Origin of the sequence: Micromonospora sp. DT48 (genome assembly GCF_049844495.1) — a bacterium.
Taxonomy (GTDB): Bacteria; Actinomycetota; Actinomycetes; order Mycobacteriales; family Micromonosporaceae; genus Micromonospora.
Window position 1 is genome coordinate 137743 of sequence record NZ_JBNCLE010000011.1, and the last position, 23957, is coordinate 161699.

The following is a 23957-nucleotide window of genomic DNA, read 5'->3' on the forward strand; positions in this document are numbered from 1 at the left end:
GAACGGCATGAGCACCAGGCAGACAGCGCCTCCGCCGGGAATTGACGTGGCGCGGGTCCCTTCGCGGTCCGGGCTGATGAAGGGACGGGAGGCAGCATGACCAACGTCGTCACCTACCGGCCGGCCCCCGGAGAGTTGCGCTACACCTTCGGTGGTCACCCGGCGGTACTGGAGATCGAGCCGGGCAGCCTGCTGGTCACCAGCACCGAGGACTGCTATGGCGGTGCCGTACGCACGGTGGATGATCTGCCGTCGCAGGTGTGTCAGGCGTTCAACCCGGTCACCGGCCCCTTCCACGTGGTCGGCGCGGAACCGGGGGACACTCTCGCGCTGCATTTCGCGGCCATCACCCCGGCCCGCGACTGGGGCGTGTCCGCCACCTTCCCGCATTTCGGGGCGCTGACCGGCACCCGGAGCACGGCCATGCTGCACCCGCCGTTGGAGGAGCGGGTGTGGCGCTACACCATCGACACCGCCGCCGACACCGTGACCTTCCACGCCCGCCGCTCCGACCACAGCATCGTCATGCCACTCGAACCGACGCTCGGCACCGTCGGCGTGGCCCCGGCCGGCGGCGAGGCCCGCTCCACCCTGGTGCCCGACGCGCACGGCGGGAACCTCGACACTCCGGAGATCCACCTCGGCACCACCGTCTACCTCGGCGTCAACGTCCCCGGCGCGCTCTTCGCCCTCGGCGACGGCCACGCCCGTCAGGGGCAGGGGGAGGCGTGTGGTGTTGCGGTGGAGACCGCCATGAACGTCAGCGTCGTCGTCGACCTGATCAAGGGCGTGCCGACCCCGTGGCCGCGTATCGAGACCGACTATCGGATCATCTCGATCGGCGCGGCCCGTCCGCTGGAGGATGCCTACCGCATCAGCCAGCACGACCTGGTGGCCTGGACCGCGCAGCTGACCGGCCTGGAGATCCTCGACGCCTACCAGGTCGTCTCGCAGGCCGGTCGAGCCGCGCCCGGCAACGTCTGCGACCCGCTGTACACCATGCACGCCGCCCTCAACAAAGCCGTCCTGGCCGGCGCGAACCCGTACGACGGAGTGCATCAGCGGTTACGTCGCATCGCCGAGGCCCAGATCAAGCAACCAGGAAAAGCGCATGGGAACTGAGGCGATGAGCTGGGCGCCCGCCGAGCTAGACCTGACTCGTCCGAATGCCGCCCGCATGTACGACTACTTCCTCGGCGGCAGCCACAACTTCGCTGCTGACCGCCGGGCTGCGGACGCCGTCCTCGCCGTCGCGCCGCATGTCGCCGACGCGGCCCGCGCCAACCGTGCGTTTCTCCGCCGTGCCGTCCGTTACGCGCTCCAGCAGGGCATTCACCAGTTCCTCGACCTCGGATCGGGGATTCCGACCGTAGGCAACGTGCACGACATCGCCCACCGCATCAACGCCGATGCTCGGGTGCTGTACGTCGATGTCGAGCCGGTAGCCGTCGCGTACGCCAGGGCGCTGCTCGGTGACCACCCGTTCGTTGACGTCATTCAGGCCGATATCTGTTTCCCGGACTTCATCCTCCAAAGTCCCGCCACACAGCGGCTGATCGACCTCACCCGCCCCGTGGCCGTCCTGTTCGTATCGGTCCTGCACTTCATCCCGGGGGACGTCGAAGCCATCGTGAAACCATTCCGCGCCGCGATGAGCCCTGGCAGCGCCCTCGTCATCTCCCACGCGACCTCCGGCACGATCACCGCCGAGACCGAGGAGGTGCAGCGGCTGTACCAGCGCACACCCACCCCACTTCAACTGCGTGCCGCTGCCGAGATCGAGGCACTGTTCGGCGACTTCACCATGCTGCCCGCCAACCGATCTGCCGTACCCGCCACCGGCACAGCACTCTTCCCTGTCGCCCAGTGGCGCCCTGATGCTGACGACCAGGTGGCAGGAAGTCCCGCGTCAGCCAGCCCTTTCCTCGCCGGCTTCCTCGGGGGCGTCGGCATCAAAGGAGCCGGCCGATGACAGTTCCTCGAACGCCGCTGCCCCTGCGCGACGAACTGTTCCTGATCGGCCACGACGACGACAACGGTCAGCCGTACATCGACCGGCAGGCGCTGGCGCTCGGCCTAGCCGGCGCGGTCCTGATCGACCTCTTCCTGGCCGGGCGGATCGTCCTTACCTCGGCGAAGGATGACTCCCACCCGGCTGTCGAGCAGTGGTTACACCTCCGCAGCTACCAGCCGGTAGGCGATCTGATCGCCGACAGCGCCATCGGCTACATCCGTCACGGTCATGCGAACCCACCGGTGAGGGAGTTCCTCCTCGGCTTCGCTGACGACCTGTACGAGCGCGCCCGAGCGGGCCTCGTCGCCGCCGGGATCCTGCGGCAGACCACCCGCCGACGCCTGGGCGGCCTCGTACATACCGACACCTACCTCCTGACGGACAGCAGATGGTCGATCGTGGCCCGGACCCGCCTGCGATACGTGGCGGAGGGCCGTGAGCAGCCCGACAGCCACACCGGCGCCCTCGCCGGTCTAGTCGCCGCCCTGGGCCTGACCACCTACCTCCACCTCGACGAGGACGTCGATGCCCTGACGGCGTACCTCGCTGCCATCGCCCGCGAGCACCACCAATCGGTACAGGCAATCACCGCTGCCGTCGATACCGCCGTCGGTGACCTCACCACCACCTACCGCTAGCCCGTAGGAGATCCCGGATGTCCACACCGCTCCGCAAGGCCGTACCAGACGAACAGACCCGCTCGAACCTTCAAGAGGAAGACTCGCCCGTGTCGAGAGCTGCCACGTTTCCTGATAGCCCCACAGCCGGGAGGAAGCGCGAGCCAAAGGGCAACGATCTTGATTCGCGCTACGACGAGGTCGGCTACGGCGACATGATCCGAGCGCTCAACACGGTGCACTATGCGGGCGAGACGACCTTCTACGGCAAGGCTTCGCTCCGTCCATGCGAGGAAACACTGTTCTCCCGGTACGGACACGGAAGTCGGATCCTCGACGTCGGCTGCGGAGCGGGCAGGGTAACGCGAGCCGTCACCACCTTGGGCGGCAACATCACAGGCGTCGACGTCAACGGGGCGACCCTGAACGCGGCACGCGCATCGACCCCGCTGGCGACGTACGTCCATGCCAGCATGGCGGATCTCCCGTTCCCAGACGGCAACTTCGACCAGGTGTGGTGCCTCAGGTTCTCGTTCAACGCCCTGCCAACCGTCGCCGAGCGGCAGGCGGCTCTCCGCGAGTTCTGGCGCGTGTGCGCACCTGGCGGGACCGTCATCGTCGAGGCGTTCAACTGGTACTTCCCCGGACGGTTCGGCCTGCTGCGGTTGGCCAACCGGCTGGACGCGGCAGCACGACACCTGAAGTGGCTCGGCCAAGGGCGGCACGGCTCGTTGCCGCTGCCGCCGCGCGACATCATCTACCTGGCCAACAAGGCCACCGGCGCGGCACCCGGCTACGCGCACCTCACCACCGTGGAGGAACTGCGCCACCTGACACGCGACGCCGGGCTCGCCAAGCACATGCGGGTGACCGACGAGGCGGGACTCATGGACGGAAGCCTGTCGCCGGTCCGTAACCGTCACCGCGGTTACTCGTCCTGGCTGCTGCTGAGCAAGCCCACAGGGTGTGCGCCATGAGGGTTCTGGAGTTCGGTGACCGGCGCCTTCACCTCGACGCGACAGCGGTGCGCCAACCGCACCTACAGCGATTCATCGACCGGATCAGCATTGATGGCGTACCGACGCCCGTTCGGTATCAGATGCGCATCGTCGAGGGAGAGCAGGCGGAACTACTGGTCGATGAGCAGACAGGCAGGGTGTCGCTCGTTGTCCCCAGCATGACGACGGTGTCCCCAACGGTCCTGGAGATTGCGATCTTGCAGGCTGGGGCGCGGTGCCTGGCCCTGCTGGGCACTGCCGACCGGCGTGTGCTGCTGCACGGCAGCGCCGTGACCGGCACCGACGATGGTCGGGCTGTCGCGGTCCTCGACGGCGGACTCGGGCAGGGCAAGACATCGCTGGCGTTGGGCCTGGCAAAGGCCGGCTGCGCCCTGCTCGTCGATGAGTTCACCTTCGTCACCTGTGACCGCGAGAAGATCGTCGTCGCCCCGGCACCACGGTTGCCCTGGCACGTACGCGGCGACATGGCCCCCTATCTGGCACCCGAACACCCCGACCGCCGTCTCCTCTTCCCAGACCAACTGGCACCCGTCGGTACGGCCAAGACCGCAGTAAGCCTGGCGCTCATCGTCGTGCCGGACAGCGGGATCCCCGCCGGCAAGCTGGAACAGATCGACCCCGCCCAGGCCGGCATCCTGCTGACCAGCGCGGTCACCGATCACGTCGCGAAACTGATCGACCCCAGCCTCGATCACGTCAGTATTTTCAGCGATCCGCACCAGGTCCGGTTCGCCTCCGGACACCCGCTACTGAACCGCCGAACACAACTGTGCACGCCGCCTCGCACTGTGCTCGACAGGTTGTCCCGGGTACCGACCTTCCGGGTCGGCATCGGGTCGCCTGCCGATATCGCCTTCAGCGTCGAGGCGGTCAAACACGCCGTGGAGGCGCTGTGACAGCCCTGACCGCGCGGCGCGGGCTGATTCTGCTGGCCGGCACCAGCGAGAGCGGCAAGTCGACCGCCGGCATCCACCTGACGCAGCGCGGCGCACAACGGATCAAGATCCGTACGATCCTGCTGGCATTGACCTCCGGCACAGAGGTGCGGCACGAGGGAGTCTCCACCCGTGAAGGCTTCGACACGGACGAGTTCCTTTCGGCTCTCCACGAGCACGCCCGCACCGGGGCGGCCGACATGGCCGTGGTGGAGAGCTTCATCGACGCCGAACTCGCTAACGCCACCAAGGCATCCTGGCCCGGTCCCGCCGCCATCGTCTTCATCACAGCAGCCGAGCCTGTACGCGTGAATCGCCTGGCCGTGGCCATCAACATCGACCAAACTGCGGCCCACGCTCTCGTCAAGGCCAAAGATGCTCGGAAGCGAGTGAACGAGCAACTGCCCCGCTGGCAGCAGATTGCCGATCATTGGATCGACAATCGCCACGACCTCGCCCACTTCACGGCGACGCTCGACGACGTCTACGCCGCGACCTGCCCTTCCATCACGAGGACGGAACACTCATGACACGGCTGTACTCCTCCGCTGGCGCGATCGTCGTCTCCGCGGACCTGCACCGTCCGCGAATGCTGCTGTTGGAGCAGATCCGAACCACTGGCGAACGTCAGGTGGTCGCCCCGAAAGGGCGCATCGAGCCGGGCGAGTCGCCGCTGATCGCCGCCGCCCGGGAAGTATCAGAAGAGGCCGGGCTGCACGACATGCGCTACGTCGCCTACCTCGGACAGGAGGCATACCGCTTCACCGACCAGGACGGCACGCCAGCGCGGAAGACCGTCGACTGGTTCCTGTTCGCGGCCATCGACACGACCGCCACCGCCCGGCAGAGCGAAGGGTTCGTCGCCGCCCAATGGCACGACCTGCCCGACGCGCTGACCGCCGCGAGCCACGCCAGCTTCCACGAGTACGTCCGACGGGCCGACGAGATCATCGCCTGGCGCCGCAGCGGCCCGCTCGACTACAGCGACGCCCTCAGCCAAGCGGTGTGGGGCTTCAGCCGCCAGGCCAACGCCCTGCTCGCCAGGCATCCCGGTGCCGGTGCCGCCCTATGCGGCTCCGGCGCACGCGGAGACTTCATCGAAGGCTGGAGCGACCTCGACCTCATCGCCTGGGGACTCGAACCCGCATCCCCGGCCGCCCTCGCCCTGCGCCAACTCGCCGACGAGGTCAGCGACCAAACCGGCATCCGCATCTCACTGCACCTCGCCCGCTCCGACGACGCCAATGCCGACGGGATCAAGCGGCTGCATGCCATGAAGCTGCGCGCCGTCCTGCGTCGAACCCACATCGACCTTCCGATCGTGGCCGGCACCAGCGCGCCGTCGCTGCCGGAACCGCCTCACGTTGCCGACCTGGCTGCCGATATCGGTCATCTGCTCGACTTTGCTCACCAGCGTCAAGCGGCGACACCCGCCACCGCCATCGACCGCACTGATCACGCTCGCCGTAGCTTGGCGGTGCTGTCCAGTGCTGCCCGTCAAACCATTCTCACCCTCGACGCCCAGGCATTGCTCCGCTTGCCCGACGTCGTGGCCACCCTCGACCAGCACTGGCCCGGCACCGAGGCGGCACGGATACTCAACGACTACGACACATACCGCCGTACCGGTGCGGCCGACCTCATTCGAGCCGAGCAGCTCGCCAGTCAGGTGCCCTCAGCGTTGGAGGAACTACACCAGCTCGCAGCCGCCCCTCATGGTCGACGCACCACGATCCAGGCCACCTGAGCAGCGACCATGATCGTCTTCATCGATGGCCCCGACGGCAGCGGCAAGTCCACTCTCATCGACAACCTCGCCCCGGCCCTGGTCGCACACGGGCGTACCGTCACGCACGCACCGCCGCTGTGGACCTACCTGAACGAGCTGTCCGCACCGGAGGACTTCGCTCCCTGGGCACGGACAACACCAGGTATCCAGATCGCCCACGCGCTACTCGAAGCCAAGACACGCCGCATTGAGTGGTTGATCACGACAGCCGGAACCCGCCGCGCTCACGACGTCGTGCTCGTCGACCGTGGCCCCAAGACGGTCATCTGCTCCGCGCTGGCCCACCACAAGACCGGCATACCCTCGCCGGACGACCCTCGGCTGCGACCTCCGTCCAACGGCCAGCACCGAGCGCGAGTCGAACAGCACATACGCCACCTCGTAGCCGTCGAAGCGTGCATGTCGATGGAGCTCCGGCTGCCAGAGCAGTCAGCAGACCTGGATCTGGTCCTCGGTCGGCTGGCGAAGCGTGAGGAGCTGACGTCTACCTACGTCCGCTACCTGACGGCGTTAGTAGCCGAAATGGCGGCCTTCTCCTGCACAGTCCTACCACTGCTACCACTCGACGCCGCGGCGGGCATCGCGGCCAACACCGAGGCGGGCCTCACGCCCGTGCTTGGCCGCTTGGCGGCACCGTCGGATGCATAGCTTGGATATCCAAAGCAGACGCACGTAGCGCCGATTCCGTCACCGCTGGGCTGCCTGTCCTCCCGGGGCCCACTCGTTTGCGAAGGTTTCCATCTGGCGGATGACCAGGTCGACGGCGGCCCGCTCGTGGTCGGGCGGGTAGTCGTAGCGTGCGAGCAGGCGGCGTATGTGGCTGCGGAGCTTGGCGCGTACCGGTTCGCGGGAGAACCAGTCCACCGTGATCGAGGTCTGGATTGACTTGACCAGTTCTCGGGCGATCTCCGCCAGGGTGCCGACGCCCATGAGTTCGGTGGCCGCGCCGTTCTGCGCGACGGCGTCGTAGAAGGCCAACTCGGCGTGGTTGAGCGGAGGGTCGAACTGCTGGCCGCGCCGGGCGTCCGCAGACACCTCCTTCGCCAGCTCGACCAGCTCGACGATCAGCTGCGCGCTGGTCAGCTGCTGGCGCATGTAGCGGTTCATCAGGTCTTCGAGCTGGGCGGAGAAGCGTTCCTGCCGAACCACGTTGTGCTTGGTGACCTCACGCATCTTCCGCTCGATCAGCCGGCGGAGCGCTGAGGCGGCGAGGTGTGGGGTGTCCGAGTTCTGCAGGCGCTGCAAGGCGACTCCGTTGAGCTCGGTGATGTCGAGCTTGCCGAGGCCGGCTTCCTCGTAGATGTCGGTGATGTCGGCGGCGTCGACCACTTCGGCGGCGAGTTGGGAGAGGTAGCGCTCAACTTGTGCCGTGTTGGGCAGTCCCTTGGCCTCCCGGTCGGCGGCTTCCTCCTTGACGATCCAGACCCGGACGTCGCGGAAGAAGTGGATGTCGCGGCGCAGGCGTTGGATGTCGCCGGAACGGTTGACGAAGTCGCGGCTGGTGGCGCAGAGCGTGTAGAACCGTTCCAGCCGGCCCGCCGAGTCGCGGAAGCGTTGGTGCAGCGGCTTCGTGCCGGGATCGACGGCGTTGCCGGGGGTGCGCGGGTCGCGCAGGAAGTTGGCGGCCTTCCGTACCGCCCGAAGCCAGCGAGTCGGGTTCTTCTGGTCGTCGAGGATCGCCCGCCACTTTACCGGGGCCAGCATGGTCTCGATGACGGAGATCTCGTTGTGTACCTCGCTGATCGCCCGGTCGATCTCCCTGCCGAGGGTCTGGTCTTCCTGGTCGCTGGGGGTGTACTCGGTGAGCGCCTTGCGCAGGTTTTCGGTCAGCGGGGCGTAGCCAACCAGCAGCCCGTCCTGCTTCTCTCGGAAACGTCGGTTGACCCGGGCGAGCGCCTGCATGAGGTTGGCGCCCTTCATCGGCCGGTCCATGTAGATGGTGTGGATCGGCGGCGCGTCGTAGCCGGTGAGCAGCATCGAGTGCACGATGAGCAGCTCCAGCTCGTCGTTCGGGTCCTTGGCACGGGCCTGGACGGTCCGCTGCTGCGACGGACGCAGGTGATGCGGCCGCAGTTCCTTCTCGTCGCTCGGCACCCCATGGAAGACGACCTTCATCTTGCCCTTGTCGATGGCCGGGTCCGCCCAGTCGGGCCGCAGCACCTTGATGGCGTCGAAGACGCGGACGCAGATTTCCCGGGTCGCACAGACGAGCATCGCCTTGCCCGGCCCGCCGAGTTGCGGCCGCATCAGCTCGCGCCGCTTCTCCCAGTGGTCGACCAGATCCTTGGCTAGGGTTGCGACCCGGTCGGGGGCGCCGTAGATGGTGTTCATGGTGGCGGCGTACGCCTCGGCCTTACGCCGCTCCGCGTCGTCCAGGCTGGCGGTAAGCGTCTCCACCTGCTCATCGATGCTGTCCGGGTCGATGTCGGGCGGCAGCGACACCGGGATGATCCGCGGCTCGTGGTAGACCCGCACGGTCGCCTCGTCGTCGACGGCGCGCTTGAGGTCGTACACGTCGATGTAGTTACCGAAGACGGCGCGGGTGTTCACTTCGGCGGTGGCGATCGGGGTGCCGGTGAAAGCGATGAACGTGGCATGCGGCAGCGCGTCGCGCAGGTGTCGGGCGTAGCCGTCCAGGCTGTCGTAGTGGCTGCGGTGCGCCTCGTCGACGATCACCAGGATGTTGCGGCGCTCGGAAAGCAGCGGATGCGACCTTCCGGCCACCCGTTCCTCTTTCGTACGCCCGAACTTCTGCAAGGTCGTGAAGATGATGCCGCCGGCGTTCCGGTTCGACAGCTTGTCGCGTAGCTCGGCGCGGGTTTCGGCCTGTTCCGGCTCCTGACCGAGCAGCATCTGGCTGTCCTGGAATGTGCCGTAGAGCTGATCGTCGAGGTCGGTGCGGTCGGTGAGCACGACGATGGTTGGGTTCTTCAGGGCGGGGTGGCGGGCGGTCAGCGCCGCCGTGCACACCATCTCCTCGGACTTGCCGGAGCCCTGGGTGTGCCAGACGACGCCCGCCTTTCCGTCGCTCTGCGACGCCCGCACGATGCACTCGACGGCCCGGATGACCGCGAAGTACTGGTGTGCCTTGGCGATCCGCTTGCTTCGAGACGTGAAGTTGACGAACCCGTCGGTGAGCTCCAGGAAGCGCCGTTGGTTGAACAGACCAAAGAGGGCGACGATCAGCGCCTCCGGACCGTCGTAGTCAGTCGCGGTGGCGTCGACGGGCTTGCCCTCGTCGTCGATGTTCCAGGGGGCGAAGTGTTCGTAGGGGGTGAACGGGGTGCCGTACTTCGCGGTGATCCCGTCGGAGATCAGGCACAGCACGGCGTGCCGGAAGGCGAGCGGGAACTCCGCGAGGTACGTCTGGAGCTGGGCATGCGCGCCGGTGAGGGTGGCGTTCTCGTCGGCAGCGTTCTTCAGCTCGATGATGGCGACCGGCAAGCCGTTGAGGTAAAGCACGATGTCGAGCCGGCGCCGGAAGTCACCGTCGACGATCGTGACCTGGTTGATCGCCCGGTAGACGTTGCGGCCGGGGTCGTGCAGGTCGGCCAGGCGCACGGTGGGGTTGTGCTCAGCGCCGTACGCGTCGGTGTAGACGATCGAGCGGATTCCGTGGACCAGCCGCTTGTGCGCCTCCCGGTTTTCGGCGAACGCCTCCCGGGAGGCCACGTCGGTGGCGACCCGCACCGCGTCGGCGACCGCCGTGGGCGGCAGATCGGGGTTGAGCCGCTCGACCGCAGCCCGCAGGTCCTCGACAAGCACCAGATCGGCCCAGTCCCGCCGCTGCCCCGAGCCTGGCGCGAAGTCCTTCCCGGGCCCGGGCTCCCACCCAAGCTCGCCGAGCTGCTCCAGCGCGAGCGCCTCCCAGCTCGCCTCGTTCATCCGCCCGTTCAACCCCATCCCAACCCCTCCCGCAGACCTTTTTGGCCTAAACCTCTTCCTCGGCAACCTTCTGGGCGTCCTTGACCCGTAACCGCCCCGACATCAACTCCGGCAGCAATGTGTCTCGCAGGCGTTCAAGCACCCGCGATTCCTCCATCAAGGACTTCAAATGACGGAAAGCGACCGCCGCCTCGGCTCCAAAGGCTGATAGTTGACCGAAATCCGGCCGACGTACGAAGAAGTGTGCCGCGTCGGCAGCGCTCACTCGTTGACGTCCAGAGGAACCCACCATCTTTCGGATCGCGTGCTCCCGGAATCGTTCATGTCGCGCAAGAAAGTACGAAAATTCAGGAGGGATGCCCTTCCTGGAGCGCATCACAATGAACTCAGTTGACCCGGTCCCGATCTCATCATCATCCAGGAAGTCTACGTATCCTGTCTTGCCATTCTCCAAGCATGGGGTAATGCGGGCTAGCAGTGTGTCGCCATTCTGGAACCGGCTACCGCCCTTCGGGGGGCGATGGGCCCAGGTTCGGATGGAGGATTGGCGCGTAGGTAGCGCCGCCATGTCGACGTAAACCGCATTGTCCTGAGCAGATCGCGGTGTCCGAGGGTTGAACTCAACCAGCTCGGTGACGGCACAGTCGCCTTCTTCTGCCGTGCCCAGAGCGGCGAACTTAGCCTGGAGAATGTCCTCATAGGTTGCGGCGATGCGGTCGTTGACCGCAATCTTGTCATCCAATGCCCCCACGACCTCCGCGATGGCTCGCTGCTCCTCGATGGGAGGATTGGGCACCACAATGTTTCGCAGCGTTTCAAGCGAGTTCGCCAGACTCGGTACGCCCACAGTGACTGCGTTCGAGAGCAGCGCGTGCTGTCCCTCCGGCGACCGAAACCAGTAGTAGTAGAACTCGGGTAAGGCGCGGGACGGTTCAAGCCTCGCCTTCATCTGGCTCCCAGAGATCACGTATCTCGGGAAGCGTGGCTTTCGGGGAATCATGGATACTTGTCCTATTGTTCCCTTGCGAGTGAAGATCAGGTCGCCGGACTTCGCGTTGGCGGACCTGACATCATCGGCTGTGGACTCGTCAATGAAGACGAAGTCTTCGTCTAGGAAGACCCCGGAAGCGAGGTTCACGCCTCGAATGAACGGGACCCCGTTTAGCCGGTAGTCGGCCGTCGTGACCTTCGAGCCGAAGGGGCCGATGGTGAACGACCATCGATCCTGTGAAGCTAATGCCTGAAACTTGAGTCTCGGCCACATGCTAGGAGAGCCTTTCCAACTGCTCGCGAACTGCCTCACTGAGGCGAGAGGACTCGTCGAAGTGGGCGTATAGCTCTTTGGTGAGGCGTTCGATGCGGTCGGCGAGTGGCTCGGCGTCCGGGTCTTCCTCGGCTTCGGCGGCACCGACGTAGCGGCCGGGAGTCAGCAGGTGTTCGTGGGCCGCTACCTCTTCCAGCCTCGCGGAGTAGCAGAAGCCGGGCACGTTCTCGTACGCCTGGCCTTTGGTTTTGGCGGACTTGGTGCCGCGCCAGGCGTGGTAGGTGTCGGCGATCTTGGCAATGTCGTCGTCGGTGAGGATGCGTTCAGTGCGGTCGACCATGGTGCCGAGGGCGCGGGCGTCGATGAAGAGAATCTCGCCGCGTCGGTCGCTTAGCGCCTTCGCGCCCTGCGGGGTCTTGTCCTTGGTCAGGAACCATAGGCAGGCGGGGATAGCGGTGTTGCGGAACAGGTTCGGCGGGAGGGCGACCATGCACGCCACCACGTCCGCCTCGACCATCGCGCGGCGGATTTCACCCTCGCCGGATTGCTTCGAGGACATTGAGCCGTTGGCGAGGACGACCCCGGCACTGCCGCGATCACCCAGCTTGAACAGGATGTGCTGGAGCCAGGCGTAGTTGGCGTTGCCTTGCGGCGGCACCCCGTAGCGCCAGCGCGGGTCGGTCTCACGGCGCGCCCAGTCGCTCATGTTGAACGGCGGGTTGGCCATGATGAAGTCGGCCCGCATGTCCGGGTGCTTGTCGTCGGCGAACGTGTCGGCCCACCGATCGCCGATGCCGATGGGGTCCATGCCGTGGATGGCAAGATTCATCTTGGCCAGCCGCCAGGTGCGCTCGTTAGCCTCCTGACCGTAGACGGCGATATCGTCGGTGTGGTCGCGTCCGGCGTGCGCCTCGATAAACTCTTTTGACTTCACGAACATGCCGCCGGACCCGCAGCATGGGTCGTAGACGCGGCCTTGGTAAGGCTCCAAGACCTCGACCAGGACACGTACAACGCTGGGTGGCGTGTGGAACTCGCCGGCCCGTTTGCCCTCAGCACGGGCGAACCTCTCCAGGAAGTACTCGTAGACCTCGCCGAGCACGTCCTGCGCCTTCCGGTCGCCGTGGCCGGTGAAGCGAGCGTCGCTGATCAGGTCGACGAGTTCCTTCAACCGCTTCTGGTCGACGTTGTCCCGGTTGAAGATCTTCGGGAGGACGCCGCTCAGCGCAGGGTTCTCTCGCATGATCGCGTCCATGGCGTCATCGAGTAGCTCTCCGACGCCGCGGGGCGCGTTCTCCACCAGGTAGTCCCAACGGGCGGTTTCGGGAACCCAGAAGACGTTGGCGCTGGTGTACTCGTCGCGATCGTCGAGGAACTGGGCGCGGCGGTTTTCCGGGATATCGGAGAGACTGTCTCCGATTTGGGCGCGGCGCTCGGCGAACGCGTCCGAGACGTACTTGAGGAAGACCAGACCGAGGACGAACTCCTTGTACTGGGCGGCGTCCATGGAGCCGCGCAGTTTGTCGGCGGCCTTCCACAGGATGTCCTGGATTTGCTTGGTGCTGGACACGCCGAACAGCTCGGCCTGTTCGTTGGCGCGTTTACGTGGGGGCACTGTGTGTTCCGTTCTCTCGTTCAGGAGTTCGTACCGTACAAAGTCGTGAGGGTGCCGTCGGCGAAGCCGGTCACGATGAGCTCGCGCAACCTCGCCAGGAGGTCGGCTTGCCGATGCAGTAGATGCTCGCGTTCCTCCAGGCGGCGAAGCGCCTCGTCCAGGAGTGCCGCCTCGTCGCGACTCAGGTCGGGAATTGTGGCGTCCTTCAGTCTCGGGCCCCGCACTGCACCAGGGCTGCGTGCCATGTTGCGGGCGGTGCCCAGGAGTGCCGCCAGCACTCGGGGAGTGAGCGGGTCGCCGGGGGAAATGCGAAGGCCGCTGGCCGGAAACTCGATCACCGAGAAGCCCTCGTCGTCGAGGAAGACCCCGAACCGGGGAATGCTGGTGACCACGACGTCACCAGGTTCGGTGAGGGCGACTTGCGGGTACTGCGCCGCGAGGGTGAGCCGGTCCATCCAGCGCTTGGACGACCGCGCGAGAACCTCTGCCGCGCCGATGACCCGATGGTGACCCTGCGGTCCGACATGTTCGGGGTTCAGGCGGTGCCCGGTGAGGATGCGGACCCGGCGAGCCGTTCGTAGCGCCCCGCAAGAAAGCTCCTTCGGCCTGATTCCATCCCGCTGTACCGCTCCGGTGTTCAGGAAGCCGTGCTCCTTGGCGTATCGGATGGCCTGCTGCTCAGCGTCGGTTAGGCGGCGCTCGACCTCGCCGACGAGCGCGGGGCGGTCGGCGGCAAGGCGGGCACGCAGGGTGACTGACGCTGGACCGGGCGGCCGGAGCGCGGCAGCCCGACGCAGGTCGAGGCTCTCCAGCGGGACGATTCGGCCGGTACGCGGGTCGTGGCCGTCGCTGCGGTGACCCTCGGCACGCCAGAGGAGGATGTCCTCGGCCGCGGACTCGACAGTGGATTGGTCAAGCGCGTGACCGCTGAGGTCGGCGAGTAGCACGCGGCCCTTGGTAGTGGGAATCGGGTCCCGGGTCAGCAGCCACAGGGCGGTGGGATGGCCTGGCCTGGCCGGGTAGACGCCGCCGGGCAGTTGCACAATTGCCTCGACGATGCCGCTACTCAGCAGCGCGGATCGGCGCAACGCCGCTGGCCCGTCCCGTAATTGGTCGACGAGACTGCTGGCGGGACCGACGACGATGGCCGTGCGACCCCGACCGAGTAGATCGGCGATCGCTTCGACCCGGTTGAGGTCGGCGAGGGCGTCTCGGCTCTCCGCCGGTTGATAGGGGAGCCGGGTGACGATGAGGTCCGGTTCGCCGAATTCCTCGTTCAGCTCATCGGCGCTTACGTCGAACTGGAACTCGGGCAGCTCGGCGAGGAGTAATTGCCGGCGCACCAGGCGGGCGAGTTCCTCGTCGGCGACGAACGCGTTGACTCGCAGATTGTCGCGGTCCTGGTCGCTTATCAGCGCTGTCAGTAGGTCGCCTGCGCCCGCGTTGCCGTCGGCGATGGTGACGGTACGGTGGGTCCGCAGCCGGGTCGGCACGTCGGCTACCCGACGGATCAGGGCCACCGTCTCCGTGGTGAGTGCATCCGCTGTCAGCTCGGGCCAGCCGAGGCGGTTGGCGGAGCTGAGCAGGAACTGACAGCTGTGCCAGGGGTCGAAGGCTCCCTCGATCAGTTGCTCGACCAGTTGGGCGAGCCCGGTCGGTTCAGGGGCGTCGGCCAGCTCGTGCAGCAGAAACTCGTCTTCGGGATCGAGGCGCCGCGCCAGGGGCAGTGGATCTGCTGGCAGCGCCTTGCCGGTGAGGTGGCGGAGGCAGAGCGCAGCGCCGAGGACGACGATCGTACGTCGGCCGCCGTGCCGCCGGGCGTACGCCGCCAGCGTGTGCATGGACCGCTCGGCGCGCAGGGTATCTGGGCCGGCATGGCCGAGTCCGGTCCGGAGTAGCCAAGCCACGACAGCGTCTGCAGGAAAGAGAGGTTGGCCGTGGTTGCCCGGCACGGGTGCAGGGAAGTCCGAGTGCCGCCGGCGCCAAGTGGTGACCGCAGGCTTTCTGACCCGCGCGAGCTGCGCGATCTCGCGCTGCGACATCAACTCCGCCTCCATGGCTCACCTCCTCGCTCTGGCGGTCACGGTACGAGTCCTGAAGTTCAAAGACGAACACAGATCTGTTATCCCGGGATAACAGTGTGTAGGGCAGTGTAAGCGACCAATCTGCGGTTCCCTCGATGCGCCAACGACATCAGGGGGTCTGATGAACGACACGCTCACGCTCTACCAGGAGCTCGTTGACCGCCTTCAGCGGTCCCAGGTGCCCGGCCCGGTCAGCGACCTGGTTCTTGCCGCCTTCCACGGCGAGCAGGTTCTCGATGACGTACTGCGAGGTGAGGCCCTTCCGCCTCCCCCCGAGCCGGGTGAGACGGGCGGTGCAACACCGCAGGCATTCCTGGAAGAGGTCCGGGTTACCGGCTTCCGCGGGATCGGCCAGCAGGTCACGGTCGGGCGGCTGCCCAAGACCGGGCTGACCGTGTTCGTGGGCCGCAACGGCTCCGGGAAGTCCAGCCTCGCCGAGGCCGTCGAGTACGCGCTGACCGAGGATTCCCTGCGCTGGGCGCAGCGCCCGCCGGCCTTCCGCGAGGGCTGGCGGAACCTGCACCACGACGGCGCATCGGAGATCCGCCTCAGCCTTCGGCTCGACTCCGGCCAGCAGGTGACGACCCACCGCACCTGGCCGGCTGGGGCCACCGATCTGACCTCCGCGACGGTCACCACGACCACGGGCGGCGCCGCGATGCCGCCCGGACAGGTGCCGCAGTGGATCGGTCAGGCCGCCAGGTACCGGCCGTTCCTGTCTGCTCGCGACCTCGAACGGGTCATTACCGCGAAGCCGGCCGAACTGTACGACGCGATCGCGCCGATCCTCGGCCTGGGCCCGCTGCGCGACACCGACGCCCGGCTGCAGCAGCGGCGCAAGGTCTACGACGACCGGGCCAAGGCGCTCAAGGCGGCCTTCACCGAGCTGCGCGAACAGCTCGGCAAGATCGACGACGATCGTGCCCGCGACGCCTTGAGCGCGCTCAGCGCCCGTCCGCTCCGCGCAAACCTGCCCCTGCTGGCCGACCTCGCCTGCGGCGACACCGCCACGTCGGAGGAACCTGCAGCGGCAGCCGCCCGGCGGCTCGCCGAGCAGGACCTGCCCGACCTCGGTGGGGCGCTGGTTGCCCTCGCCGAGTCTGCGGCGGCAATGCGTGAGGCGACCGCGACCGACAGCGGCGCCGCGGATCGGAGCGCTCGGCTGCTGCGGGCCGCGCTCGACGTGCACCACGATCGCGGGAACGGCCCTTGCCCGGTGTGTCGCGTCGGGACCCTGGACCAGGACTGGCGTACGCAGACCGAGGAGGAACTCGCCAGGATGGCCGCGGTCGCTGCGGCGGCACGCGCGGCCCAGCAGGCTCACGCGCACGCCCGGCGTACGGTCGACGGGCTACTCGGTGACATCCGCCGGCTGCTGGAACCGGCCGCCGCCGCGCTGGCACCCCACATCCCCGGGGAGAGCACGGCGATGCGCGAAGCTCTCGCCAGCCTCAGCCCCGATCGGGCCGCTTGGGACAGTGTCGTCGCGGCGCACGCCACCCTCATGAAGGCGGCAGCCGGCTGGCTCGCCCAGCGTCACGACGCCTGGCGCGAGCCCGGCGCCGCGATCCGCCGGTGGGTCGACGCCGCGGCCGTGGTCCGCGCCGAGGCGCCGGCCCTGGCTCTGCTCACCAAGGCTCGTGCGGCTCTCGACACGGCCGAGAAGGCGATCCGGGCCGACCGGCTGGGCAGCTTCGCCGCCCAGTCGGACCGGATCTGGCAGAAGCTGCGGCAGGAGAGCAACGTCGAGCTGCACCGGCTGCAGATGGAAGGAGCGAACAACACCCGCCGGGTCCTGTTCCCCGTGGCCGCCGACGGCGTCGAGACCAACGCGCTCGCGGTGATGAGCCAGGGTGAGCTGCACGCCCTCGGCCTCGCGGTCTTCCTGCCCCGGGCCTGCGCCGAAACCAGCCCGTACCGGTTCGTGATCATCGACGACCCGGTACAGAGCATGGACCCCACCAAGATCGACGGCTTGGCCGAGGTGTTGCGGGAGATCGCCCTGACCCGGCAGGTCATCGTGTTCACTCACGACGACCGGCTGCCGGAAGCGATTCGCCGCCTCGACATCGAGGCCGACGTCCGGGAGGTCACTCGCCGCGAGGGCTCGATCGTCGAGGTCCGGAAGGTCTGTGACCCGGCGGACCGCTACCTCGACGATGCCCGCGCCCTGGTCGCTGCGGAGATCTCGGACGAGGCGAAGTACCTGATGGTCGCCGGGTTCTGCCGGTCCGCGATCGAGTCGGTGAGCATGGATCGCTACCGAGCCGCTGAGCACCGGCGCGGCACGCCCTACCCGCAGATCCAGGAAGGGCTCAGCCGTGCCCATACCGTTAAGGACCGGCTCAGCCTCGGGCTCTTCGGCCGCCTCGTACCCCGCCCGGAGCTCTTCGCCCGTCTCGACCGTGACTACGGTTCGCAGGCCACCCGGACGGTTAAAGCGGTGGCGCAGGCGGTCCACGGACACCGGAGCATGCCGGTCCGGACGATGGTCACCAACACCGCCGGGCTCGTGGGGCGGTTGCGATGACCACGTCGCTGTACCTCGCCACCGCCGACCTGATGCTCGGCAGCGTCATCCGAGGCGCCCGCGGAGCCTGGCCCCGTGCGTGCGCGTGGCTGCTTCGCCACGAACTGGAAGCAGCGATGGACCGGTACTGGGCCCGGGTTTGCCCGGAGATCGGACGAACCAGGGTGCAGCGACCGAAGTTGCTGCTGCTCGCCCACTACGCCGGCCCCGACCTCGGGCGCCGGGCCAGCTACCTGTGGTGGGCGCTGTCCCGCGCCGGTCACCACCACCACTACGAACTCGGCGTCACCGCAGCCGAGCTGACCCGGCTCCGCGCCGAACTCCTCGACATCGTCGCGCTCCTTGACCACTCGGAGGCACCCACATGCTGAAGCGAGATCAGGCCATGCTGATCCTCGGCGTTGAGGCGCTGGCCATCGTCGGCGTCGTCTACTACCTCGTCACGCTCGACCTCATCAGCCTCGCCTGGTCGGCGTCGATCGCGATCGCCATCCCGGCCTGGCTGCTCGCCATGAAGGCGCCGACGACATGCGGCGTGACCACCCAGAACGGCGGCCGGTGCGGACGGAGGGTCAACGGAGTGATCTTCGGCTGCGGCCGATCGAACCACACCTGGGCCAAGTTCTTCGCCCGCTTCGGCTGGCGTCGTCAGCCTGACCCGCGCATTCGGCGGAGCCGGTCCATCCAGGCTTCAGAGGGCACCGAGATGGTGACGGTGAAGATCGCCGAGGACTGGAAGAGCACCGTGGCGTTCTGGCTCGCTCTCACCGCAACGACGTGCGCCCTGGTCAGTGCCACCGTCGATGCCACCAACTTTCTTCGCGCACAGGAGCCGCCGAAGCCGCCGGCCGCCGTCTCCCGCTGACCCTGACTTCCCCCATCGATGCATCGAAGACCAAGTTCCGGCGAGGATCGCCTGCTACGGCCTCTCCCGCACCACGCAGCACCTGTTCGAGTTGGCCTTCAGCTGCGCCAAGCCGCGCCCCGGCACTGCAACATCTCGACCTGCTCGATGTGCCGACAAGGCGCGGCGGCACGTCAGGCAAGGCAGTGGAGGTTACTGAGTGGGGTCGTTCCGATGACGTCGGTGTCGGAAATCTGATGCATAGATGAACGTGTCATGCGCCCTATCCTGGAGGGCTTTGCCTCGGGCCGACGGCCCGGCGGATCAGCACTGGTGTACGTCGACTGACTTGGAGACGAGATGCTGTTGACCCAACCGGATGTGCTCCACCTCGTCCAACAGGCCGCCGGCCGGTGGGCAGACCAACTGATCGACTTCGGTCCGCGCAACACGCTGCTCTACTTCAAGGAGCGACAGACCACCACCCTCGATCTCGCTGACGCCGCTCCCGGCGTGGTCGCCAACCTGCTCCAAGGACAAAAGGTTCGCCTACGGACGCTGTTCCCGGACCAGGACCGGCACAACACCGCCTGCAACACTGCCCGCAGCCTCCGCCGGAAGCTGGTCGAGCTGGAGGAGGAGCAGGGCATCCAGGCAGGTTGGGTGAGCCGCGGCCTGCTCTGCATGGTCGGCCAGTACACCCGGGGGTCCGTGCCGATGCAACCGCTGCGGGCACCGCTGATCCTGCAGCAGCTTGCGCTGGACAGCAGGACGGCGACGGAGAACGACTTCACGCTGGAGCTGTCGGAGTCACCCGAGATCAATCCCGTCCTTCTGTACGCGCTGGAGCGGCAGTACGGCGTGGAGGCGGATATCAGCGCCCTCGGCGAAAAGCTGAGTGCGATGCTGTCCGAAATCGCTGACCCGGACCAGCAGTTGAGTGCTGCATACGAGCTGATCGCCCAGGCAGTCGCTCCCAGCGGCCTGTCTCTCCGGCTCGAGCCCGCGGTGGTTGCCGGCGTCTTCAGCTTCGACAAGCTGCCGATGGTCGAGGACCTGCGCAACTCGGCCGAGCTGCTGGCATCACATCCTGTGATCGGCGCGATGGCAGGCGACCGCGACGCTCGGCAACAGCTGCGGACTGAGCAAGCTCAGGGGTCCAGCTCCAGTGCCGATCGGATCGATCCGGCCAAGGAGTTCCTGGTCCACGACGCGGACTCGTCTCAGCAGTCGGCGATCGACGCGGTGCTGTCCGGCCGGCATGTGGTCATCGAGGGTCCACCCGGCACGGGGAAGAGTCAGACGATCGCGAACATCATCGCGTACATGGCCGCGATGGGCCGCAGCGTGCTGTTCGTCTCGGAAAAGCGGGCTGCCATCGAAGCGGTGATGAACCGCCTTGGCGACGTCGGGCTCGACAACCTGGTGTTCGACCTGCACGACCGCAAGATCAGCAAGCGGCAGGTCGCCCAGCGCATCGCCAATGTCCTCACTCAAGCCGGCGCCGAACCACCCGTCGACACCGGCGAACTGCACCGCCGCCTACACAGCCGCCGGGAGGCGGCGAAACGGCACCCGGCCGAGCTGCACGAGGTACGGCAGCCCTGGGGCGTGAGCGCCTTTCAGGTCATCGAGCAGCTCCTCGCGCTTCCGGCTCTCGATGTCAGCGGCTATAACCTGCGCGCGTCCGAGCTGCGGAACCTCGACCGATCGAGGCTTGAGTCCGCACGGGAGGACCTTCGGACCTTCGTGGATCGTGGCGGCCTGAGGATCTGGCGCGGAGAGTCGCCGTGGGCTAAGGCCGCCATCCGCACCCCAGACGATGTCGGCAAGGTGCTGGTGCATCTCGACGAGCTCGCGGCCGGCGCCCTGCAGGGCGCACAGCGCCAGATCCGGGACCTGGTCGACCGGGCCGGGCTCGACGTGCCGGACGACCTCGCTGCGTGGAAGGGTCTGTTCGACCTGCTCAGCGAGGTCGACCGCACCATCGCCAGCTACGGAGAGCAGGTCTTCGGCCCGGATCTGGACGACTTCGTCTACGCGACAGCACCAGGGCGGTCCCGGCCGCGCCGGTCGGAGCCGCTCGGGATCTTTCGCCGGTTCCAACTGCGCCGCGAGCTGCGACGGACCTGTCCGGCCCCTCCCAAGAGCCGATCCGAGATGTATCAGGGCTTGGTCGCCGCGGCGGACCAGCGTGAGCGGTGGCGGAAGCTCAGCCGTCAGGACAGCGCACCCACTGCTCTGGCGGGCGCCGACCTGTGCATGTCGTCCTTCACAGAGGTGCGTAACCACCTCGCTGCGGTGGCGGCATGTGCCCGGATCGACGGCCTTGAGCGTGGGCCGACCACCACCGCGGCCAACACGCTTGCCGAATTGAACGCCGACCGCGAGACGTTGTTCCTGATGCCCGACCTGAACAAACAGCAGCAGCTGTTCCGCTCGTTGGGGCTGAGCCACATGCTCGATGACTTGGCCACCCGGCAGGTCTCGAGCGACGAGGCAGCCGGCACCCTGTTGCGCTCCTGGTTGCAGGTGGTCCTCGACGAGATGCGTATGCGGGTCCCGTACCTCGGTCAGTTCGTCGGGCAGCAGCATGCCGCGGTGGTCCAGGACTTCCGCGCCGCGGACAGCCGGCACATCGAGATGGCCGCCCGGCACGTACGCCGCAACGTGGCAGTGAACCTCCGGAAAGCCCGAGACGCCTATCCCGACCAGAACGGCCTCGTTCGGCGGGAGGCAGCCAAGAAGAGCCGGCACCTCTCTCTTCGGAAGCTGCTCAGCAGCGCACCGGAGGTGCTCCTCGCCGCGTTCCCGTGCTGGGCCATGTCACCACTCGTGGTCAGCCGCATCCTGCCGCCCGAGCGGTCGTTCGACGTGGTGATCTTTGACGAGGCAAGCCAGATCGAGCCGCACGACGCGGTCGCCTCGATCATGCGTGGCGCCCAACTCGTCGTGGCCGGTGACCCGAAGCAGCTCCCACCCACGCCGTTCTTCCGGCGCCTCGTTCAGCAGAACCCGGCTGGCGAAGACGATGATCTCGGCGACGAGAGCCTTGAGGACTACGAGTCCGTTCTTGACGTCCTCGGCGGCCTGATCTCGGACCGGTACCGCCTGACCTGGCACTACCGCAGTCGAGACGAGCGCCTGATCGCGTTCTCGAACGTCGAGATCTACAACCGGTCCCTCGTCACGTTCCCTGGTGTGCAGGTCGACAGCCCGCTGCGCTTGGAGACGGTGGACGGCCGTGTGGCCCCCGGTCAGAGCGGCTCATCAACCGAGGAGGTCGACCGGGCGGTCGAGCTGATCCTCGAGCACGCCGAGCAGCGACCGAACGAGAGCCTCGGCGTCATCACCATGGGGCAGAAGCACGCCCTGCGGATTGAAGCCACTCTGCGCAGCCGACGACGCGAGCACGAGCATCTCGACGACTTCTTCTCCCAGGACCAGGCCGCGAGCCAGCGGTTCTTCATCAAGAGCCTGGAGAACGTCCAGGGCGACGAGCGGGACGCCATCATCCTGAGCATCGGCTACGCCAAAACCCGAGACGGTCGACTTCCGCTGCGCTTCGGACCGCTCAACCAGGAGGGCGGTGAGCGGCGCCTCAACGTCGCGGTCACCCGAGCGCGGAGTCGGATGACCGTTGTGAGCGCCTTCTCCCACCACGACATGGACCCGAACCAGACCGCGGCGACACGGAACCGCGGACCCGAACTGCTCCGCCGCTACCTGGAGTTCGTCGACCTCGGCGGCGACCTCGGCGCACGACAGCACACCGGGGTCGAGCTCAACGGCCTTGAACGCAGCGTCCTGAAGGCCCTCCAGCAGCAGGGCATCAACGCCGTGCCGCAGTGGGGCGTTTCCGGCTACCGCATCGACCTGGCCCTCGCCCATCCGGATCAGCCCGGCCGCATGGTCCTCGCCGTGGAGACCGACGGTCACTCATACCACCAGGCACACAGCGCCCGGGACCGGGACCGGCTGCGCCAGCAGCACCTAGAGCGCCTCGGGTGGGAGTTCCACCGCATCTGGTCGACCGACTGGTACGTGGATCCGGCAGGCCAGACAGCCCGGCTCGTCGCCCGCTGGAAGCAGGCGGTCGACCGCGCCAACCACGCCGCGAGAAGTCGCCCCGTACCGGCGGCACGCCGGCCCGCTCAGCCACCGTCGCCGCCGGCGACCCACCGTGGCCCGCGCCCCGACGTGCCGATCGGCCTGCGGATCACCGACTACACGCGGGAACAGCTGGTACAGATCTGCACCTGGCTGGTGAGCGACCAGCTCCAGCGTGATCGGGATGAGCGCCTCCAAGAGGCCATGAGCGAACTTGGCTTCCGCAAGCGGGGCTCAATCATCCTCCAGCGCCTGACCGAAGCACTCGACATCGCGCAGCAGCGCGCCGACCGGGAGGTGTCCCGATGATTTCCCTCGACCCACTCACTCTGGAACGCGTCGCTCGCCTGATCTGCGACGTCGATGGCCCCTACGAGCGGACCGGTACGCAGATCGAGCGATTCCTGCACCGAGTCCGGTGGCCCGGCGATCCGCAGTACGACGGCTCTCCGCGGATCCCCTGGCTGACAGAAGTACTCAATTTCCATGCCGACGATGCCGCCGCACTCGACCGGCTGCTCTGTCGCATCGGTGATCCGCTGGAGTACGACGGCGGCGTCGAGGCCGCCGAACCGATCGCGCAAGAGCTGAACCGCATCCTGGCTCCCGAGCAGCTCACCATCACCTACGTCGGCGGGCGCCCCGTGCTCGGTCAGCTCAGCCAGACCAGTGACGTTCCCCTCTACGGGCCGCCGCCGGACCTCCACGAGCGGGTGCGACGACTATCCAGCAACAGCAAGGCGGTCGACATCCTGATGGCGCGCGCCGACGAAGCGTCGATCTGCCAGAACAACGGCGCCTACGCGCTGGCGATCATCGGCATCGGCAGCTTCGTCGAAGGTCTGCTGCACATCGTGGTGACTGACCGCGACGAGACTGTGCGACGGAACGGCCTGGTCGGCCGGGGTGGCCGACGGATTCCCGCCGAACGAGCAGGCCTTCACCTGCTCCTTGAGTACGCGCACCGACAGAAGTGGGTCCAGACCGACGCCAAGGACTTCATGGAGAAGGTCCGGGACTACCGCAACTTCGTCCACCCCCGCCACCAGATCGACTACGGGCTCGTGCCCGACCTGGACACGGTGCGGATGTGCTGGGCGCCTGTACACGCGCTTCTCAACGACCTGGAATCCGCACCATGATCAACAGCTCATCTCGGTGACCAGCAAGCAAGCAGATTGACCTCTCCTTGTCCAGATGCCGACCTCGACACCGCCGCTGCTACTCCAGCCTCCGTACCAAGACCAGGTG

Annotated in this window: 17 protein-coding genes; 13 read left to right on the forward strand and 4 right to left on the reverse strand. The window is 67.2% G+C overall.

What is annotated here, in order from left to right; all coding sequences use genetic code 11:
- The first annotated feature begins 96 nt into the window (after positions 1 to 96).
- The 8 genes from ACLQ2S_RS15370 to ACLQ2S_RS15405 are packed head-to-tail and all read left to right on the forward strand — an operon-like array spanning position 97 to position 7022.
- Positions 97 to 1122 carry an acetamidase/formamidase family protein gene (locus ACLQ2S_RS15370; RefSeq protein ID WP_425701900.1) on the forward strand — a complete coding sequence of 342 codons (1026 nt, stop codon included), beginning with the start codon at positions 97 to 99 and terminating at the stop codon, positions 1120 to 1122.
- Positions 1123 to 1126: 4 nt separating this feature from the next.
- Positions 1127 to 1972, forward strand: coding sequence for an SAM-dependent methyltransferase (locus ACLQ2S_RS15375; RefSeq protein WP_425701960.1), 846 nt, complete (start codon positions 1127 to 1129; stop codon positions 1970 to 1972).
- Entirely contained in the window at positions 1969 to 2652 is a 684-nt protein-coding gene (locus tag ACLQ2S_RS15380) for a GOLPH3/VPS74 family protein (RefSeq protein WP_425701901.1), read from the forward strand. Before ACLQ2S_RS15375 ends, ACLQ2S_RS15380 begins: the two co-directional genes overlap by 4 nt.
- Positions 2653 to 2669: 17 nt before the next feature.
- Positions 2670 to 3608, forward strand: a complete 939-nt coding sequence (locus ACLQ2S_RS15385; protein ID WP_425701902.1) for a class I SAM-dependent methyltransferase — start codon at positions 2670 to 2672, stop codon at positions 3606 to 3608.
- Positions 3609 to 3655: 47 nt separating this feature from the next.
- Positions 3656 to 4546 (forward strand): hypothetical protein, encoded by an 891-nt coding sequence (locus ACLQ2S_RS15390; RefSeq protein ID WP_425701903.1) that lies wholly within the window; start codon positions 3656 to 3658, stop codon positions 4544 to 4546.
- Positions 4543 to 5115 carry a hypothetical protein gene (locus tag ACLQ2S_RS15395; protein WP_425701904.1) on the forward strand — a complete coding sequence of 191 codons (573 nt, stop codon included), beginning with the start codon at positions 4543 to 4545 and terminating at the stop codon, positions 5113 to 5115. Before ACLQ2S_RS15390 ends, ACLQ2S_RS15395 begins: the two co-directional genes overlap by 4 nt.
- On the forward strand, positions 5112 to 6332 hold the full coding sequence (locus ACLQ2S_RS15400) for an NUDIX domain-containing protein (RefSeq protein ID WP_425701905.1): 1221 nt from the start codon (positions 5112 to 5114) through the stop codon (positions 6330 to 6332). Before ACLQ2S_RS15395 ends, ACLQ2S_RS15400 begins: the two co-directional genes overlap by 4 nt.
- Positions 6333 to 6341: 9 nt before the next feature.
- Positions 6342 to 7022, forward strand: coding sequence for an AAA family ATPase (locus ACLQ2S_RS15405; RefSeq protein WP_425701906.1), 681 nt, complete (start codon positions 6342 to 6344; stop codon positions 7020 to 7022).
- A 39-nt stretch (positions 7023 to 7061) separates the two neighbouring features.
- On the opposite strand, the gene ACLQ2S_RS15410 is transcribed toward ACLQ2S_RS15405, so the two are convergent.
- From ACLQ2S_RS15410 to ACLQ2S_RS15425, 4 genes are all read right to left on the reverse strand, one after another.
- Complete coding sequence (locus ACLQ2S_RS15410) at positions 7062 to 10277, reverse strand: type I restriction endonuclease subunit R (RefSeq protein ID WP_425701907.1); 3216 nt, start codon at positions 10275 to 10277, stop codon at positions 7062 to 7064.
- A gap of 28 nt (positions 10278 to 10305) precedes the next feature.
- The gene (locus ACLQ2S_RS15415; RefSeq protein ID WP_425701908.1) at positions 10306 to 11523 is read right to left on the reverse strand and encodes a restriction endonuclease subunit S; all 1218 of its coding nucleotides are present in this window, start codon (positions 11521 to 11523) and stop codon (positions 10306 to 10308) included.
- A 1-nt stretch (position 11524) separates the two neighbouring features.
- A complete protein-coding gene (locus ACLQ2S_RS15420; RefSeq protein WP_425701909.1) occupies positions 11525 to 13093 on the reverse strand; it encodes an N-6 DNA methylase in 1569 nt (522 codons plus the stop codon).
- A 65-nt stretch (positions 13094 to 13158) separates the two neighbouring features.
- Complete coding sequence (locus ACLQ2S_RS15425) at positions 13159 to 14979, reverse strand: SAM-dependent DNA methyltransferase (protein WP_425701910.1); 1821 nt, start codon at positions 14977 to 14979, stop codon at positions 13159 to 13161.
- A gap of 364 nt (positions 14980 to 15343) precedes the next feature.
- On the opposite strand from ACLQ2S_RS15425, the gene ACLQ2S_RS15430 reads away from it, so the two are divergent.
- From ACLQ2S_RS15430 to ACLQ2S_RS15450, 5 genes are all read left to right on the forward strand, one after another.
- Complete coding sequence (locus ACLQ2S_RS15430; RefSeq protein WP_425701911.1) at positions 15344 to 17752, forward strand: AAA family ATPase; 2409 nt, start codon at positions 15344 to 15346, stop codon at positions 17750 to 17752.
- A complete protein-coding gene (locus ACLQ2S_RS15435; protein ID WP_425701912.1) occupies positions 17749 to 18123 on the forward strand; it encodes a hypothetical protein in 375 nt (124 codons plus the stop codon). The genes ACLQ2S_RS15430 and ACLQ2S_RS15435 overlap by 4 nt, the downstream gene beginning before the upstream one ends.
- Before the next feature lie 14 nt (positions 18124 to 18137).
- Positions 18138 to 18617 carry a hypothetical protein gene (locus ACLQ2S_RS15440; RefSeq protein ID WP_425701913.1) on the forward strand — a complete coding sequence of 160 codons (480 nt, stop codon included), beginning with the start codon at positions 18138 to 18140 and terminating at the stop codon, positions 18615 to 18617.
- A 339-nt stretch (positions 18618 to 18956) separates the two neighbouring features.
- Complete coding sequence (locus ACLQ2S_RS15445; RefSeq protein WP_425701914.1) at positions 18957 to 23015, forward strand: AAA domain-containing protein; 4059 nt, start codon at positions 18957 to 18959, stop codon at positions 23013 to 23015.
- Positions 23012 to 23848, forward strand: coding sequence for a hypothetical protein (locus ACLQ2S_RS15450; protein WP_425701915.1), 837 nt, complete (start codon positions 23012 to 23014; stop codon positions 23846 to 23848). The genes ACLQ2S_RS15445 and ACLQ2S_RS15450 overlap by 4 nt, the downstream gene beginning before the upstream one ends.
- Positions 23849 to 23957: the final 109 nt, after the last annotated feature.

Excerpts from the sequence above, each read along its gene's own strand:
- ACLQ2S_RS15370 (WP_425701900.1), top strand. The coding sequence starts at position 97 with ATGACCAACGTCGTCACCTACCGGCCGGCCCCCGGAGAGTTGCGCTAC.
- ACLQ2S_RS15375 (WP_425701960.1), top strand. The coding sequence starts at position 1,127 with ATGAGCTGGGCGCCCGCCGAGCTAGACCTGACTCGTCCGAATGCCGCC.
- ACLQ2S_RS15380 (WP_425701901.1), top strand. The coding sequence starts at position 1,969 with ATGACAGTTCCTCGAACGCCGCTGCCCCTGCGCGACGAACTGTTCCTG.
- ACLQ2S_RS15385 (WP_425701902.1), top strand. The coding sequence starts at position 2,670 with ATGTCCACACCGCTCCGCAAGGCCGTACCAGACGAACAGACCCGCTCG.
- ACLQ2S_RS15400 (WP_425701905.1), top strand. The coding sequence starts at position 5,112 with ATGACACGGCTGTACTCCTCCGCTGGCGCGATCGTCGTCTCCGCGGAC.
- ACLQ2S_RS15405 (WP_425701906.1), top strand. The coding sequence starts at position 6,342 with ATGATCGTCTTCATCGATGGCCCCGACGGCAGCGGCAAGTCCACTCTC.
- ACLQ2S_RS15410 (WP_425701907.1), bottom strand. The coding sequence starts at position 10,277 with ATGGGGTTGAACGGGCGGATGAACGAGGCGAGCTGGGAGGCGCTCGCG.
- ACLQ2S_RS15415 (WP_425701908.1), bottom strand. The coding sequence starts at position 11,523 with ATGTGGCCGAGACTCAAGTTTCAGGCATTAGCTTCACAGGATCGATGG.
- ACLQ2S_RS15425 (WP_425701910.1), bottom strand. The coding sequence starts at position 14,979 with ATGCACACGCTGGCGGCGTACGCCCGGCGGCACGGCGGCCGACGTACG.
- ACLQ2S_RS15430 (WP_425701911.1), top strand. The coding sequence starts at position 15,344 with ATGAACGACACGCTCACGCTCTACCAGGAGCTCGTTGACCGCCTTCAG.
- ACLQ2S_RS15435 (WP_425701912.1), top strand. The coding sequence starts at position 17,749 with ATGACCACGTCGCTGTACCTCGCCACCGCCGACCTGATGCTCGGCAGC.
- ACLQ2S_RS15440 (WP_425701913.1), top strand. The coding sequence starts at position 18,138 with ATGCTGATCCTCGGCGTTGAGGCGCTGGCCATCGTCGGCGTCGTCTAC.
- ACLQ2S_RS15445 (WP_425701914.1), top strand. The coding sequence starts at position 18,957 with ATGCTGTTGACCCAACCGGATGTGCTCCACCTCGTCCAACAGGCCGCC.
- ACLQ2S_RS15450 (WP_425701915.1), top strand. The coding sequence starts at position 23,012 with ATGATTTCCCTCGACCCACTCACTCTGGAACGCGTCGCTCGCCTGATC.